We start from the raw sequence: 15,282 nt of genomic DNA, 5'->3' as shown, positions 1-15,282 counted from the left end.
GGGGTGGGCACCAGGATGCCCTGGGCGCCGGCCCGGCGGGCGGCCTCGACGTCGGCGCCGATGTCGCCGATCACCACGATGTCCCGGGGCGCCGTGCACAGCCGGCCCGCCGCCCACAGGATCAGGCCGGGCTGCGGCTTGCGGCAGTGGCAGCCGTCGTCGGGTCCGTGCGGGCACACCGCCCACACGTCGAAGGGGCCCAGCAGGTCGTCGATGCGCTCGTTGACGCGGCGCACGTCGGCCGTGCCGATCAGTCCGCGCGCCACCCCGGACTGGTTGGTGACCACGCCGGTGCCGATCCCCCTCTCCCGCAGCAGCCGTACCGCCTCGCGGGCGCCTTGGACCGGGCGGACCCGCTCGGGGTCGCCGTTGTAGGGGACGTCCTCCACGAGGGTGCCGTCGCGGTCGAACAGCACCGCCTTGATCCGGTTCACGGCGCCACCTCCTGCCAGGCGGGGGCGGCCCGGTGGCGCCACCGGCCGCTGAGCCAGTGCCAGGTGGCGGCGGGCGGGATGAGCACACTGGTGGCGATCATGGTGGTGACCTCGTGCCGGGTGCGCGGCCCGGGGGCGATGCGCGCCCAGGCGAACTCCGCGGTGCCCGCGGCCCAGCCGAGTCCGGCGAGCGCGGCGGGCCGGGGCCGGCGGGCCGCGGCCAGCGCGACGGCCGCGACGCCGGCGGCCGTGACGGCGAGGTGGGCGCGGATGCGGCCGCGCGGGGCGAACGCCTTGTGCCACCAGTCGGGGCCGTGCAGACGCAGCATCAGCGCGTCGTCGGCGTTGCCGCGCTGGGCGCGCAGCGACACCCAGCGGTCGGCGGGGCGGACGGGGTGGCGGGTGGTGCGGCGGCCCTGGCGGATGCGCCAGCCGGCGTCCAGGACGCGCAGCGCCAGGTCGGCGTCCTCGCGGAAGGCGCGCCGGAAGCGTTCGTCGAACCCGGCGACCTGCTTGAGCGCGTCGGTGCGGTAGGCCATGTCGGCGGTGATCCAGCGGGCCTGGGCGAGCCCGGCGGTGCCCCGTTCCCAGTCGGTGGGGCGGCGTTCGCCGGGCAGGGGGACGGCGATGACGCCCTGCACGGCGGCGGTGTCGGGGGTCGCCTCGGCGAGGTCCTGGGCGAGCTGGTCGCACCAGTGCGGGCCGACCTGGACGTCGTCGTCGAGGAAGGCCACCCAGGGCGTGGTGACCGCGCGCAGCCCGGTGTTGCGGGCGGCGGCGGGGCCCCGGCCGCCGCTGGTGAGGACGGTGGTGCGGGCCCGCAGGTCGCCGAGCACGCTCAACGCGTGCTCCAGGTCCCGCGGTTCGGGGTCGGGCCGGTCGTCGACCAGCACGATCTCCTCCGGCCGGGGGCCGTGCGCGGCGGCGAGCGCGGCCAGGCAGTCGGCGAGCGTGTCCCGCGCGAGCGTGGGGATCACGACGGCGTAGGCCGGGCCGGTGGCCGAGGTGTCGGGCGGGCCGGGCGCGCGGCGGTCGCGGTCGGTGCGGTTCATGCGTACGCCCTCCCCCTGCGCACCGCGTAGGGGCCGATCGCGAGCAGGTCGACGGGCGCGGAGCCGAAGCACTCCAGGGCGTCGCGCGGGTCGTCGACCATGGGCCGGCCGGCGGTGTTGAGGCTGGTGTTGACGACGACGGGCAGTCCGGTGCGCCGCTCGAAGCCGCGCAGCATGCGCGCGACCAGGGGCTCCCGGCCCTCGTCGACGGTCTGGATGCGGGCGGTGCCGTCGACGTGCACGACGGCGGGGATCCGCTCGCGCCAGTCGCGGTGGACGTCGTGCACGAACAGCATGTACGGGCTGGGCAGCGGCCCTTGGAACAGTTCGTGGGCGCGGTCGGCCAGCACCATGGGCGCCACCGGCCGGAACTCCTCGCGGCCCTTGACCCGGTTGAGGCGTTCCAGGTTCTCGGCGCGGCCGGGGTGGGCGAGCAGGGAACGGTGGCCGAGGGCGCGCGGCCCGTACTCGCTGCGGCCCTGGAACCAGGCGACGACGCCGTCGCGGGCCAGTTCCTCGGCGACGGTCTCGGCGATGTCGTCGGGCCGCTCGTAGGGCACCGCGGCCTCCTCCAGCCAGTGCCGCAGCTCCTCGTCGCTCCAGCCGCGGCCGAGGTCGGCGCCCGGCATCGGCTCGGGGACGGCGCCCTCGCTCGCGGTCAGGTACAGGGCGCCGCCGAGCGCGGTGCCGGCGTCGCCCGCGGCGGGCTGCACCCACACGTGCCGGTACGGGCCCTTCGCGGCGATCTTGGAATTGGCGACGCAGTTGAGGGCGACGCCGCCGGCCAGGGTCAGCGCCTCGCCGCCGGCCTCGCGGTGCAGCCAGTGGACGAGTTCCAGCAGGACCTCCTCCAGGACGGCCTGGCAGCTGGCGGCGAGGTCGGCGTGCTCCTGGGTCCACGGCTCGCCCTTGGCGCGCGGCGGGGCGAGCGCGGCCCAGTCCACGCCGTGGGCGCGGAAGCCGCCGTCGCCGGTGGCGTGCACGTACGGGCGCAGCCGGTCCAGGAAGCGGGGCTTGCCGTAGGAGGCGAGCGCCATGACCTTGTACTCGTCGCTGCTGCGCAGGAAGCCCAGGTGCTCGGTGAGTTCCTCGTAGACCAGGCCGAGGGAGTGGGGCAGCGCCTGTGCGGCGAGGGTGTCGAGCTTGCCGTCGTGGAAGCGGCCCGCGAGGTGGGAGGCGGCCTCACCGCGGCCGTCCAGGACCAGGACGGCGCTGTCGGGATGGGGGGAGGCGGGCCCGGCGGAGGCGGCGTGGGCGACGTGGTGCGGGACGAAGACGACCTTGGCGGGGTCCAGGCCGGGCAGTGCCTCGGCGAGGAACTCGGGGGCGCGCCGGGCGTACTCCAGGCGCAGCGGGTCCCACGGGTCGAACAGGCCCATCTCGGAGGCCGGGCGGGCCAGCGCCGGGGCGAAGGGGTAGGGGACGGCGGCCAGCTCGGCCGGGCTGATGCCCGCGTGCTCCAGGCACCAGCGGGCGGAGAGTTCCGGCAGCTCCCACGCGGAGAACGGCACCGGGCGCTTGCCGTGCTTGCGGCGGCTGAAGCGCTCCTCCTCGCCGGCCGCGACCGTGCGGCCGTCGACGACGAGGGCGGCGGCGGGGTCGTGGAACAGGGCGTTGATACCAAGGATGCGCATGGGGGCTCCGTCCCGTTCGGCGGTGGCCCGGCGAGTGGGGCCGGTGGGGCACTTCGGGCATCTGGGTGCCGCGCTGCAGCTGTCTCAAACACGTGAAGACAACTGTCCGCACCAAAAGCTGATTTTTCACTGCATGCCCACATATGGTGACCGTTCGTGACGGTGCCTGGTCAGGAGGGCGCAGTAGGGTTCAGGACACCGGGGTCTACCGTCCGCGCGGCTGTCCCGCCGCGCTCAGGCGGCCACCGCCCGGGCGAACCAGCCGATGGTGTGGCGCAGCCCCTCGGTCCAGTCCACGCGCGGGCTCCAGCCCAGCCGCTCCCGCGCGAGCCGGGTGTCGGGGCGGCGCCGGCCGGGGTCGTCCACGGGCCGGTCGACGAACCGGATCCGGGAGGTGGATCCGGTCAGCTCCACGATGCGGCGGGCCAGCTCCAGCATGGTGATCTCGTCGTCGCCGCCGATGTTCACCGGGCCGGTCTCCCCGGAGGCGGCCAGGGCGAGGATGCCGTCGACCGTGTCGTCGACGTAGCACAGGGACCGGGTCTGGCTGCCGTCCCCGGCGACGGTGAGCGGCGCGCCGTCCAGGGCCTGGGCGATGAAGGTGGGCACGGCACGGCCGTCGCCGGTGCGCATCCGGGGGCCGTAGGTGTTGAAGATGCGCACGATGGCGGTGTCGGTGCCGTGGACCCCGCGGTGCGCGGTGACCAGGGCCTCGGCGAACCGCTTGGACTCGTCGTAGACGCTGCGCGGGCCCACGGGGTTGACGTTGCCCCAGTAGGTCTCGCGCTGCGGGTGCTCCAAGGGGTCGCCGTAGACCTCGGAGGTGGAGGCGAGCAGGAAGCGGGCGCCGTCGGCGTGGGCGCGCTCCAGGGCGTTGCGGGTGCCGGTGCTGCCGACGTCGAGGGTTTCCAGGGGCAGGCGCAGGTAGTCGGCGGGCGAGGCGGGGCAGGCGAAGTGCAGCACCAGGTCGAAGCGGCCGGACAGGTGGCGCAGCGCGTCGGGGTCGGTGGCGTCGGCGCGGACGAAACGGAAGCCGCGCCGTCGTTCCAGGTCGGCGATGTTGGCGTGGGTGCCGGTGGACAGGTTGTCCAGGCAGACGACGGCGGTGCCGGCTTCGAGCAGCCGGGCGCACAGATGGGATCCCACGAAGCCGGCTCCGCCGGTGACCAGGGCCCGGCGCCAGATGCGTCCGCTCACGGGGCTCTCCTCCCTCTCGCCTTCACTTGCGTGTCGGCTTGAGTAACCCGGCGCCCGGGCGGCACACATAAGCCCCGATGTATCGATCGTGCGTGCGTAGATCACATATTCGATACGTCTATACACTGCGTCTATACACGCCGTATATAGTCCCGGCATGCCTTCTGCGACCGAGAAGATGAAGAAAACGGGGACGGCGTTCCACGGGATCGCCGCACTGGCCGCCGCGCTCGGCCTGACGCTGGCGCTGGGCGGCTGCACGCGCATCGACGCCACCTCGCCGAGCCAGGCCCGCGGCCACGCCGCGGCGGGCGCGCCGGCCGCCTTCGGCACGGTGGACTGCCGTCGGGCCAAGTGCGTGGCGCTGACCTTCGACGCCGGGCCGAGCGAGAACTCCCCGCGGCTGCTGGACATCCTCAAGGAGAAGCAGGTCCCGGCGACGTTCTTCCTGCTCGGCGCGCGGCACATCGAGAAGTACCCGGACCTGGTCGAGCGGATGGCGGCGGAGGGCCACGAGGTGGCCAGCCACACCTGGGACCACAAGATCCTGACGAAGATATCCGACGCGCAGATACGCGAGGAACTGAGCCGCCCCAACGCGGCCATCGAGCGCCTGACCGGCCGCAGGCCGACCCTGATGCGCCCGCCGCAGGGCCGGACCGACGACACGGTGCACAAGATCTCCAAGGAGATGGGGATGGCGGAGGTCCTGTGGAGCGTGACCGCCAAGGACTACACCACGAACGACTCCGCGCTCATCACCAAGCGCGTCCTCGACCAGGTCTCCCGCGACGGCATCATCCTGCTGCACGACATCTACCCGGGCACGGTCCCGGCCGTCCCCGGCATCATCGACGCGCTCAAGGAGCGCGGCTACAGCTTCGTGACGGTGCCCCAGCTGCTCGCCCCGGGCAAGCCGGAGCCCGGCAAGGTCTACCGTTAATCGGCCGATCGGCGCGGGGCGCGACCGCGCGGGGGTGACCTGTGCAGGAACGGGTCGCCGCCGGGCCCCCGGTGCTTACGATCATCCCGTGGTCGACTTCCTTCTCGCACGTACGGCACCGCTCCCCCTCGACGAGGCCTGGCGGCGGCTCACCCGGTGGGAGCGTCACGCCGACGCCGTGCCGCTGACCCGGATCACCGTGGTCACCCCCGGACCGACCGGCGAGGGCACGCGGTTCGTCGCCCGCACCGGGATCGGGCCGCTGCGGTTCGGCGACCCGATGGAGGTGACCGTCTGGCGCCCGCCGGCCGACGGCGAACCGGGCCTGTGCCGGCTGGAGAAACGGGGCCGGGTGGTGCTGGGTTGGGCGGAGCTGGAGGTACGGCCCGGTCCCGGCGGTCGCGCGCGCGTGCAGTGGCACGAGGAACTGCGGGTGCGTTTCCTGCCGTCGCTGTGCGATCCGCTCCTGCACCGCGCGGCGCGAGCGGTGTTCGGCCGGGCGCTCAACCGGCTGCTGCGCACACCCTGAGCGCGGGGGCGCCGAGGTCGCGCAGGCGCCCGCTCCACCCGCCGCACCGCCGGGTCGGCCGTTCGTTCGTGCGATCATGCCACTCGGCTGTGCGAGGGACGGGGGCACAGCCGATCGGTCGACCGGGTCATCGGGCAGCGGGCGAGGAGCAGGGGGTGCGGCATGAGCAGGGCCGGGGGGCAGGACGGGTCGTCCGTGTCGGACGAAGAGTGGGAGCGGTTCCTCCGGGAGTCGGTGGCGGGTACGGCCGACGCCCCCGTGGAACCGTCCGCCCGCGCCCGCGCGGTGCAGCGGCGGCTCGCGGAGCACCCTGAGCAGCAGGAGGGGTGGCGCCCCCGCACACCGGCCCGGCCCCGGCGCAGGACGGGCCGGTACGTGACCGGGCTGGTGGCGGCCCTGGCGCTGCTGGCCGTGGCGGTGTTCCCGCACCGGGTCGCCGGCTGGTTCGGCGGTGACGCCGGGCAGGCCGACAAGCCCCTGGCCGCGGAGACCGAGCGCCCCGGTGAGGCCCCCGGCGCCGAGCCGGCCCTGCGCGCCACCCTTGCCGAGCCCTTCCGGGGGTCGCCCGCCGCCCACTGGGCCGACGGGGCGGCCGGGATCACGGTGCCCCGGGCCGAGGCGACCGGCTGGATGGACGCCGCCCAGGTCGCGCGGGCGCTGCGGCGCAGCAAGGAGTTCATGGTGGACTCGGGGCTCGACCCCCGCGTGCTGCGCGGTGAGCGGCCCACGAAGGCGATCGCGCTGCTCAATCCGCACCAAAGGGACGTCCAGGAGTACCTCCGCGCCGCCCTGTCGTCCTCGGCGCCCACGCCCGAGACCGACCCGCTGCTGCTGTTCAGCCGCTTCCGGCCGGAGCAGGCCCGGCTGGTCGGCGACGTGGTCAAGACCCGCGGCCGGCTCACCTACCGGGAGGGCGAGCGGGGAGCGGTCGAGGTGACGGCGGACGTCACGTTCGTGTACCCGGTCACCCCGGCGACCGGCGACAGCGGACCGGACGGCGAGGTGATCCGCACGATCGTGCGGCGCGAGGTCGTGATGAGCTGGGACGACCCGGCCAAGGTCATCACCGAGCCGGACACGCTGTCCCTCGTCTCCTACACGCTCGACATGACCAACGGCGGGTGCTCGGCCCCCACCGGCTACTTCGTACCGCCCTTCGGCGCGGCCGACGAGCAGCGCGTCGACGCCTCCCACCGGATCGACCCCTACGATCGCAGCAAGCCGGTCGCCCGCAGCGGCGGCACGACGTCCAAGAACGGCGGCTGCACGACCGCCACCCGGTCCTAGGCCGTGTTGAGGGCCGGTGTGCGACACCGGTCAGGGGGAGAGGCGCGTATGGCGAGCGTGCTGGTGGTGCAGAGCAGTGCGCACTCGGGGCTCGGGCGATGGGGTCCGTGGCTGGCCGAGGGCGGTGTCGGGGTCGAGGTCGTCCGTGGGGACCTCGGGCAGCCGGTGCCGGACCGGCCGGCGCACGGCGGGCTGATCGTGCTGGGCGGGCCGCTGCTGCCCGACGACGACGAGCGGGCGCCGTGGCTGGCGGGCACCCGGGCGCTGGTGCGGCAGGCGCTGCGGGAGCGCGTGCCGGTGTTCGGGATCTGTCTGGGCGGGCAGATGCTCGCCCAGGTGGCGGGTGGCGCGGTGGAACGGGAGTACGGCGCACCGGAGTTCGGCAGCACGGAGCTGACGCTGCGCCAGGAGGCCGCCGGCGATCCGCTGTTCGGGGACCTGCCGACGCGTGTGACGGCGATCGAGAACCACGTGGACGCGATCGTGCGGCTGCCGGCGGGCGCGCGGTGGCTGATGTCCGGCGAACGGTGCCCGTACCAGGCGTTCCGGGTCGGCGAGGCGGCCTGGGGCGTGCAGTTCCATCCGGAGAGCGGTCCGGAGCGCATCGCGGGCTGGTGCGACCAGCGCCTGGCGCGCCACGGCGTCGACCGGGAGGCGCTGCACCGCGCGGCGCTGCGGGACGACGCGACCGCCGCGCCGGTGTGGCGAGAGGTCGCGCTGCGGTTCGCCGGACTGGCGCGGGCCGGGCGGCAGTAGGGAGAGCTCCGGCGGGTCGTACCGGCGGGCGCGGGCCTGGGACGCCTTGACGCGCGCGGCCCACGCGCCGCACCCGGCTCCGTTACGATCGCCTGGACCGCCCGGCGCGGGTACGCCACCGGAAGGAGTGACCGTGCACGAACTTCGGCTGCGCGTCGACATCGGCGACGGACTGCCCGCGGACCAGCTGGAGCGTCACGTCCGCGTGCTCTTCCAGGACCTGCGCCGCCTGGGCGCCCTGCGCGTGGAGCGGGCGACGGCCGCCCCTCCGGCCGGTTCGATGGCGGGCGTGGGACAGGACCTCGCGGTCCTGGTGCTCAGCGGCGCGTTCTCGGCGGCGAGCCTCAAGGCGGTCGGCAATGTCGTGGTGGCGTATGTGAACCGCACCAAGGCGCGTGCCGTGGAGTGGGAGTTCGACGGGAACAAGGGCTCGTTCACCGCCTTGTCAGCCAAGGACCAGCACGCCCTGGTGGAGGCGGTCACGGCGCGCATCGCGGCCGGAGCGGCGCAGCGGGAGGGCTCGGACGAGGCGGGGGAGACCGATGGCGGGGCGCCGGATCGCACTGCTGATCGCGACTGACGGCTACGACGACCCCGGGCTGAACCAGCTGCGGACCCCGGCGCGGGGCGCCACCGACCTCCAGGCGCTGCTGCAGGACCCGGCGATCGGCCGCTTCGATCACGTCCGCACCCTGCTGAACCGGCCCAAGGCGGAGATCGAGGCCGCGGTCGAGGATCTGCTCATGGACCGCGCGCCCGACGATCTGGTCCTGCTCTACCTGGCGTGCCACGGCATCCGCACGGACACGGACCGGCTGTACTTCGCGACCCTCGGCACCCGGCTCGCCCGCCCGGGGACCACGGCGATCCCGGCCCGCTTCCTGCACGAGCACCTCGACGACTGCCAGGCCGGCGCCAAGGTCGTCCTGCTCGACTGCTGCTACAGCGGCCTCTTCCACCGGGGCGCGCCCATGTCGCCCACACTGATCGACGTGGACGAGGCGCTCGGTGGCCGCGGCACGTACGTGATCACGGCGTCGACGGCCCTGGAGTACGCCTACGACGGTTCCCAGCTCGCCCTGGACAATGCCCAGCCGGCGCCGCGCTTCACCGCCGCGGTCATCGAGGGGCTGAGCACCGGGCTCGCCGACCAGAATCACGACGGGCTCATCACGCCCGACGAGCTGTACTCCTACGTCCACGACACGGTGGTCGACCAGGCGGGGCCCGGGCAGACGCCCACCAAGTCCGGCCAGTGCGAGGGCACGGTGGTGCTCGCCTACGCACCCGACAAGGACATCTCCGCGGGCCCCGCGGGCCGAGCCGCGGCATCCCACGCCCTGCCGCTCGGGGCCCTGCTGCCGCCGCCGGTGGAGACCACGGACCGGGGCTTCGTCTGCGACGCCTGGGAGGGCTCGTCCCAGCTGTTCGTGCCGATCGGGAGGCTGGAGCACGCCGCGGGTGGCGGGACGATGTGCCTCGACCTGGCGGGCCGCGACGGCAACGTGGCGGCGGTCGGCAAACTGGGCAGCGGCAAGACGACCCTGCTGCGCTCGCTGGTGCTGTCGTTGGCGCTGACGCACAGCCCGGACGAAGTGGAGTTCCTCCTCCTGGAGGGCGCGGTGAACCGCCTGGGCGTGCTGCGGACGCTGCCGCATGTGCGCGGGGTGGCCTCGCCGGACGAGGAGGCCGCCGTCCGCACGGCCCTCGACGAGGTGCGGCACGCCATCGACCTGCGGCGCCGACTGTTCCGCGAGCACGACATCGACTCGGTCGAGGCGTTCCGCACGCTGCGCGCCGAGGGCGCTCTGCACGGGGGCGGTTTCGGCGACCTGTTCGTGGTCGTCGACGGCTGGATGGACTTCTGCTGGGAGCTGCCCTGGTTCGCGGACACGGTGCACCGGCTCGGCAACACCGGCCTGCACTACGGGATCCACCTGTGCGCCGCCACCCGTCGCTGGAGCGACTTCTCACCCGATCTGCTGGGGCTTCTCGGCACCCGCCTGGAGCTGGCCCTGGACGATCCGCAGGACTCGTCCGTCGACGCCGCGCTCGCGGCGGGCGGGGGCGGCGGCTGGGCGCTCGCCCGGCGCGGCCGGTTCGGGGTGGCCGTGCCGCGCCGGGACGGGGGGACCGGTGAGGCGGCCGCCCGCCGCTCACTGGCCGACACCGTGGCCCGCGTGCGCACCGCCTGGCGCGAGCTGCCGGCCGACACGGCGCCCGGCCGGCCCGCGCCGTGGGTGTCGTTCGCCCGGACCCTCGGCATCGACGACGATCTGCACGACCTCGACCGGCAGGCGCTGCGCAGGTCCGTCGAGGGGCTGAGCGCCCCGCTCGGCCTGTCCGACACGGGCCGACCGCTCGTGCTGAATGTCGACGAGGCCGCGTTCGGCGGCATGGGACCGCACGGTCTGCTCGTGGGCGCGGCCGGCTCGGGCAAGTCGGAGTTGCTGCGCACCCTCGTGTTGTCGTTCGCGGTGCACCACGCGCCCGACGCACTCAACTTCCTGCTGGTGGCGGCCGACGACAGCCACACCTTCCGCGATGTGGCCGGCCTGCCGCACGTCTCCGCCGTGGTCTGCGGCGACCGCCTGCCCCACACTCCTCTCCAGCCCGGCCGCTCCGCCCACCTGGACCGGCTGCTGGAGGCCCTGCAGGGTGAACTCGTACGGCGTGACGCGCTGTTGCGCGACCACAAGCAGGCCACCGCACGCGACTACCACCGGGTGAGGGCGGACCACGGCGCTCTGGAACCGCTGCCGACCCTGCTCGTCGTGTTCGAGGACTTCACCGGCCTGCTGGCGGCCAAGCCCGACGCCTTCGACCTCCTCATGCGGATCGCCCGGACGGGCCGTGCGCTCGGCGTGCACATGCTGCTGGGCGCACGCCGCCTGGCCGAAGGGACGCTGAGGGGCCTCGCCACCCACCTGTCGTACCGGATCGCTCTGCGCACCTCGACGGCCGAGGAGTCCCGGGCGGTGCTCGGCGTGCCCGACGCGAACCGGCTGCCACGCGACCCCGGCGTCGGGTTCCTGCGCTTCGGCGCGGACGCCCCGCTGCGTTTCACGGCGGCGTACGTGTCGGCACCGTACGGCCCCGGCGGCGCCCGTCCGGCCGACGGCGACCGCTCCGTCCTGGAGGTGGTCGCCGACCGTCTCGCCGACGACCGCCCCACCGCCTACCGGGTCGTGCCGCCGCCGCTGCGGGGCCCGGTCCTTCTGGGCGAGGTGCTGTCGGCGGCGCAGGACCTGCCCGCCGGCCGGCTGCGAGTCCCGGTCGGCTTCGCCGACAAGCCGTTCGAGCACCGGCGCGACCTGTTCGTGCTCGACTTTTCCGAGCAGGGCGCGCACGCCGTCGTGATCGGCCGCCCCGGCTCCGGGAAGACCACTCTGCTGACCACGCTCATCAGCGCCTTCGCGCTCACGCACTCGCCGCAGGACGTGCAGTTCTACGTCCTCGACCTCACCGGCGGCCTCGCGGGCCTGGCCGGGCTGCCCCACGTGGGCGGCGTCGCGGGCCTCACCGACCCGGAACGGGTGCGGCGCACCGTCGCCGAGGTCAGCGCCGTCATGGAGGCCCGCGAGCGGCGGGGCGACCGGGAGGACCCGTGGGGCGACGTCTTCCTCGTGATCGACGGCATCGCCGCGCTGCGCTCCGACCACGAGTCGCTGGAGCGCGCCGTGGAGGACATCGCGCGGCGCGGCCGCCGCGTCGGTGTGCATCTCGTGGTGACCGCCGGCCGCCAGCTCGACCTGCGGCTCGCCCTGCGCGCCCAGTTCGGGACCGTCGTGGAGCTGCGTCTGACCGACCCGATGGACTCGCTGCTGGACCGCAGGCGCGCCGATGAGGTCCCGGAAGACGCCCCGGGCCACGGCGTGTCCCCGGACAAGGCCCCGGTGCTGACCGCGCTGCCCCGGCTGGCCGCGTCGGACGTGACCGCGGCGGTGGCGCTGGCCGACCTGGTCGCCGAGGCCCGCGCGCGGTGGGCGGAGCAGCGGCCCGCGCCGCAGGTGCGCATGCTGCCCGCGCTGCTCTCCCCTGCCGAACTGCCGCCCCTGGGCGACCGTCCCGGCGAGGTGCTGCGCATCGGCCTCGGCGAGACCGACCTCGCCCCGGTGGACGTCGACTTCGACGCCGATCCGCTGTTCATCGCACTCGGCGAGGTGGAGTCGGGCAAGTCGTCGTTCCTGCGGCTGGTCGGGAGGCAGGTCGTCGAGCGGTACACGCGGCAGGAGGCACTGCTGATGGTCGCCGACTACCGGCGTGCACTGCTCGGCGCGTTCCCCGAGGAGCACCTGCTCGGCTACGCCACCTCCGGCGTGCAACTGACGAGCATGATCCAGGAGTTGGCGCAGGCGTTGACCCGGAGGATCCCCGGGCCCGACGTCACGGCGGAGGAACTGCGGACCCGCGGCTGGTACACGGGGCCCAACGTGTACCTCCTGGTGGACGACTACGACCTGGTCGCCGTGGCGTCCGGCAACCCGCTGGCCCCCCTGCTGGAACTGCTCCCCTACGCGCGCGACATCGGCCTGCGGGTGATCGTGGCCCGCACCACCGCGGGCGCCTCCCGGGCCGTGTACGAGCCGTTCCTCACGCGGATCCGGGAGCTGTCCACGTACGGCCTCATCCTGTCCGGCGATCCGGCGGAGGGCCCCCTGCTGGGCTACGCCAAGGCGCGCCACGAGCCGCCCGGCCGCGGCACCCTGGTCAGCCCCCGGCACGGCGACCGCAGGATCCAGCTCGCCTACGCCGCGCCCGAGTGAGCGGAGCCGAGCCGGGCGGTCGGCCCCGCGTCGTGATGGATCGGTGTGTGGGCGCCGGTCAGCGACAGCCCGCTGCCGCCGCGTCGGGCCGCGACGATCTCCGCGGCGATGGACAGGGCCGTCTCCTCCGGGGTGCGGGCGCCGAGGTCCAGGCCGATGGGCGAGTGCAGACGGGCCAGTTCGAGGTCACTGACGCCGACCTCGCGCAGGCGCTCGTTGCGGTCCAGGTGGGTGCGGCGCGAGCCCATCGCGCCGACGTACGCCACCGGCAGCCGCAGCGCCAGTTTCAGCAGCGGCACGTCGAACTTGGCGTCGTGGGTCAGGACGCACAGCACCGTACGGCCGTCCACCTCGGTGCGTTCCAGGTACCGGTGCGGCCACTCGACGACGATCTCGTCGGCCTCGGGGAACCGCGTCCGGGTGGCGAACACCGGGCGGGCGTCGCACACCGTCACGTGGTAGCCGAGGAACTTGCCGACGCGCACCAGCGCCGAGGCGAAGTCGATCGCGCCGAAGACGATCATCCGGGGCGGCGGCACGGAGGACTCCACGAGGACGGTCAGCGGGGCGCCGCAGCGGGAGCCCTGCTCGCCGATCTCCAGGGTGCCGGTGCGGCCGGCGTCCAGGAACGCGGAGGTCTCGGCGGCGACCGTGCGGTCCAGTTCCGGGTGGGCGCCGAAGCCGCCCTCCCAGGTGCCGTCGGGGCGCACCAGCAGGGCCCGGCCCTTCAGTTCGGCCGGTCCGGAGGCGATCCGCGCGACCGCCGCCGCCTCCCCACGGGCGGCGGCGGCCAGCGCGGCCGCCAGCACCGGACGGACCGGTGAGTCGGCCCGTACCGGCGTGACCAGGATGTCGATGACGCCGCCGCAGGTCAGGCCGACCGCGAAGGCGTCCTCGTCGCTGTACCCGAAGCGCTCCAGGACGGTCTCGCCGTCTTCGAGCGCCTGTCGGCACAGGTCGTACACGGCGCCTTCCACGCAGCCGCCGGAGACCGAGCCGATGGCCGTGCCCTCGCCGTCGACGGCGAGGGCGGCGCCCGGTTGCCGGGGCGCGCTGCCGCCGACCGCCACCACGGTGGCGACGGCGACGTCTCGGCCCTGCTCGACCCACCGGTTCAGCTCCTCGGCGATGTCCAGCATCTGTCGGTCTCCTTACACACAGCGGTCGGGGAAGGGCGCGCGGGCGGTGCGGTCAGTGCACGCCGAGCCACGCCTCGATGGGATGGAGGGCGAAGTACACCAGGAAGACGGCCGTCAGTCCCCACATGAAGGCGCCGATCTCCCGGGCCCGGCCCTGGGCGATGCGGATGACGGTGTACGAGAGCACGCCGGCGGCGACGCCGGGGGTGATGGAGTACGTGAACGGCATGATCACCACGGTCAGGAACACCGGGATCGCGGTGGCGCGGTCGCCCCAGTCGACGTGCCGGGCGTTCATCATCATCATGGCGCCGATGACGACCAGGGCCGCGGAGGCGACCTCCTGCGGGACGATCGCGGTGATCGGGGTGAAGAAGAGGCAGGCCGCGAAGAACAGGCCGGTGACGACGGAGGCGAAGCCGGTGCGGGCGCCCTCGCCGACGCCGGTGGCGGACTCCACGAACACCGACTGCCCGGAGCCGCCGGCGACACCGCCGATCACCCCGCCCGCGCCGTCGATGAACAGGGCCTTGGACAGGCCCGGCATCCGGCCCTTGTCGTCGGCGAGGTTCGCCTCGGTGCCGACGCCGATGATCGTGGCCATGGCGTCGAAGAAGCCGGCGAGGACGAGGGTGAAGACGATCACCGTGACGGTCATGACGCCGACGTCTCCCCAGCCGCTGAAGGACACATGGCCGAAGAGCGAGAAGTCGGGCATCGACACGGGGCTGCCGTGGAGTTCGGGGGCGCCGTTGACCCACTGTCCCGCATCGATGACCCCGGCGGTGTTCAGGATCACGGCGACGACCGTGCCGCCGATGATGCCGATGAGGATGGCGCCGGGCACGTTGCGGGCCTGCAGGGCGAAGATCAGCAGCAGGGTGGCGGCGAACAGGAGCACCGGCCAGCCGGACAGCTCACCGCCGGGCCCGAGGATGACGGGGCCGCCGCCGGGGGCCGGGTTGCGGCCGACGAAACCGGCCTTGACCAGGCCGATGAACGCGATGAACAGGCCGATGCCCATGGTGATGCCGTGCTTGAGCGGCAACGGGATCGCATTCATGATCATCTCGCGCAGGCCGGTGACGACCAGCAGCATGATCACGACGCCGTAGGCCACACACATGCCCATGGCCTGCGGCCACGTCATGTCGGGCACGACCTGGGTGGAGATGACACCCGACACCGACAGACCGGCCGCCAGGGCGAGCGGCACCTTGCCGACGAACCCCATGAGCAAGGTGGTGAACGCCGCGCCGAGCGCGGTGGCAGTGATCACGGCCTTCTGGGCCAGGGTGTGGCCGGCGACGTCCTTGCCGGACAGGATCACCGGGTTGAGCAGGAGGATGTACGCCATCGCCATGAAGGTGGTGACGCCGCCGCGCACCTCACGCGCGAGAGTCGATCCCCGTCGGGATATGTGGAAGTACCGGTCGAGCCAGGACCGTCCCGCCGGGACGCGGCTTCCCGCGCCCGCGTCTTCGGCGGCGGTCCTCGGCTCCACTGACTGCTGGGTCATGGGGCCATCTCCCAAGGTTCACAGGG

General features: G+C 74.0%; 12 protein-coding genes. 6 read left to right on the top strand and 6 right to left on the bottom strand.

What is annotated here, in order from left to right:
- The 4 genes from GV126_RS25870 to GV126_RS25855 form a co-directional block, all read right to left on the bottom strand.
- Positions 1-434, bottom strand: a 434-nt coding sequence (locus GV126_RS25870; protein ID WP_201299875.1) for a D-glycero-alpha-D-manno-heptose-1,7-bisphosphate 7-phosphatase, incomplete at its 3' end; no start/stop codon positions are given.
- Positions 431-1,486 carry a glycosyltransferase family 2 protein gene (locus GV126_RS25865; RefSeq protein ID WP_159671277.1) on the bottom strand — a complete coding sequence of 352 codons (1,056 nt, stop codon included), beginning with the start codon at positions 1,484-1,486 and terminating at the stop codon, positions 431-433. The genes GV126_RS25870 and GV126_RS25865, both read right to left, overlap by 4 nt.
- Positions 1,483-3,120, bottom strand: a complete 1,638-nt coding sequence (locus GV126_RS25860; RefSeq protein WP_159671274.1) for a carbamoyltransferase family protein — start codon at positions 3,118-3,120, stop codon at positions 1,483-1,485. Before GV126_RS25860 ends, GV126_RS25865 begins: the two co-directional genes overlap by 4 nt.
- A 234-nt stretch (positions 3,121-3,354) precedes the next feature.
- Positions 3,355-4,317 (bottom strand): UDP-glucuronic acid decarboxylase family protein, encoded by a 963-nt coding sequence (locus GV126_RS25855; protein WP_159671271.1) that lies wholly within the window; start codon positions 4,315-4,317, stop codon positions 3,355-3,357.
- A gap of 178 nt (positions 4,318-4,495) precedes the next feature.
- On the opposite strand from GV126_RS25855, the gene GV126_RS25850 reads away from it, so the two are divergent.
- The 6 genes from GV126_RS25850 to eccCb all read left to right on the top strand — a co-directional run bounded on the left by GV126_RS25850 (position 4,496) and on the right by eccCb (position 12,598).
- Positions 4,496-5,260 carry a polysaccharide deacetylase family protein gene (locus GV126_RS25850; RefSeq protein WP_159674095.1) on the top strand — a complete coding sequence of 255 codons (765 nt, stop codon included), beginning with the start codon at positions 4,496-4,498 and terminating at the stop codon, positions 5,258-5,260.
- Between the two features lie 88 nt (positions 5,261-5,348).
- Positions 5,349-5,789, top strand: coding sequence for an SRPBCC family protein (locus GV126_RS25845; RefSeq protein ID WP_159671268.1), 441 nt, complete (start codon positions 5,349-5,351; stop codon positions 5,787-5,789).
- Positions 5,790-5,984: 195 nt separating this feature from the next.
- On the top strand, positions 5,985-7,076 hold the full coding sequence (locus tag GV126_RS25840) for a hypothetical protein (protein ID WP_159671265.1): 1,092 nt from the start codon (positions 5,985-5,987) through the stop codon (positions 7,074-7,076).
- A gap of 48 nt (positions 7,077-7,124) precedes the next feature.
- Positions 7,125-7,832, top strand: a complete 708-nt coding sequence (locus GV126_RS25835; RefSeq protein ID WP_159671262.1) for a type 1 glutamine amidotransferase — start codon at positions 7,125-7,127, stop codon at positions 7,830-7,832.
- Between the two features lie 133 nt (positions 7,833-7,965).
- A complete protein-coding gene (locus tag GV126_RS25830; protein ID WP_236570106.1) occupies positions 7,966-8,412 on the top strand; it encodes an effector-associated constant component EACC1 in 447 nt (148 codons plus the stop codon).
- Positions 8,375-12,598 carry a type VII secretion protein EccCb gene (gene eccCb / locus GV126_RS25825; protein ID WP_159671259.1) on the top strand — a complete coding sequence of 1,408 codons (4,224 nt, stop codon included), beginning with the start codon at positions 8,375-8,377 and terminating at the stop codon, positions 12,596-12,598. Before GV126_RS25830 ends, eccCb begins: the two co-directional genes overlap by 38 nt.
- On the opposite strand, the gene GV126_RS25820 is transcribed toward eccCb, so the two are convergent.
- Together GV126_RS25820 and GV126_RS25815 are read right to left on the bottom strand one after the other, a co-directional pair.
- Entirely contained in the window at positions 12,580-13,737 is a 1,158-nt protein-coding gene (locus GV126_RS25820; protein ID WP_159671256.1) for an XdhC family protein, read from the bottom strand. The genes eccCb and GV126_RS25820 overlap by 19 nt on opposite strands.
- Positions 13,738-13,789: 52 nt before the next feature.
- Entirely contained in the window at positions 13,790-15,256 is a 1,467-nt protein-coding gene (locus GV126_RS25815) for an NCS2 family permease (protein WP_159671253.1), read from the bottom strand.
- Between the last annotated feature and the right edge of the window lie 26 nt (positions 15,257-15,282).

Origin of the sequence: Streptomyces mexicanus (assembly GCF_902506575.1) — a bacterium.
In the GTDB taxonomy this organism is placed as follows: Bacteria; Actinomycetota; Actinomycetes; order Streptomycetales; family Streptomycetaceae; genus Streptomyces; species Streptomyces mexicanus.
The sequence above is the reverse complement of the archived record's forward strand: the minus strand, read 5'-3'. Positions and strand labels throughout refer to the sequence as shown.

Excerpts from the sequence above, each read along its gene's own strand:
- GV126_RS25865 (WP_159671277.1), bottom strand. The coding sequence starts at position 1,486 with ATGAACCGCACCGACCGCGACCGCCGCGCGCCCGGCCCGCCCGACACC.
- GV126_RS25860 (WP_159671274.1), bottom strand. The coding sequence starts at position 3,120 with ATGCGCATCCTTGGTATCAACGCCCTGTTCCACGACCCCGCCGCCGCC.
- GV126_RS25850 (WP_159674095.1), top strand. The coding sequence starts at position 4,496 with ATGAAGAAAACGGGGACGGCGTTCCACGGGATCGCCGCACTGGCCGCC.
- GV126_RS25835 (WP_159671262.1), top strand. The coding sequence starts at position 7,125 with ATGGCGAGCGTGCTGGTGGTGCAGAGCAGTGCGCACTCGGGGCTCGGG.
- eccCb (WP_159671259.1), top strand. The coding sequence starts at position 8,375 with ATGGCGGGGCGCCGGATCGCACTGCTGATCGCGACTGACGGCTACGAC.
- GV126_RS25820 (WP_159671256.1), bottom strand. The coding sequence starts at position 13,737 with ATGCTGGACATCGCCGAGGAGCTGAACCGGTGGGTCGAGCAGGGCCGA.
- GV126_RS25815 (WP_159671253.1), bottom strand. The coding sequence starts at position 15,256 with ATGACCCAGCAGTCAGTGGAGCCGAGGACCGCCGCCGAAGACGCGGGC.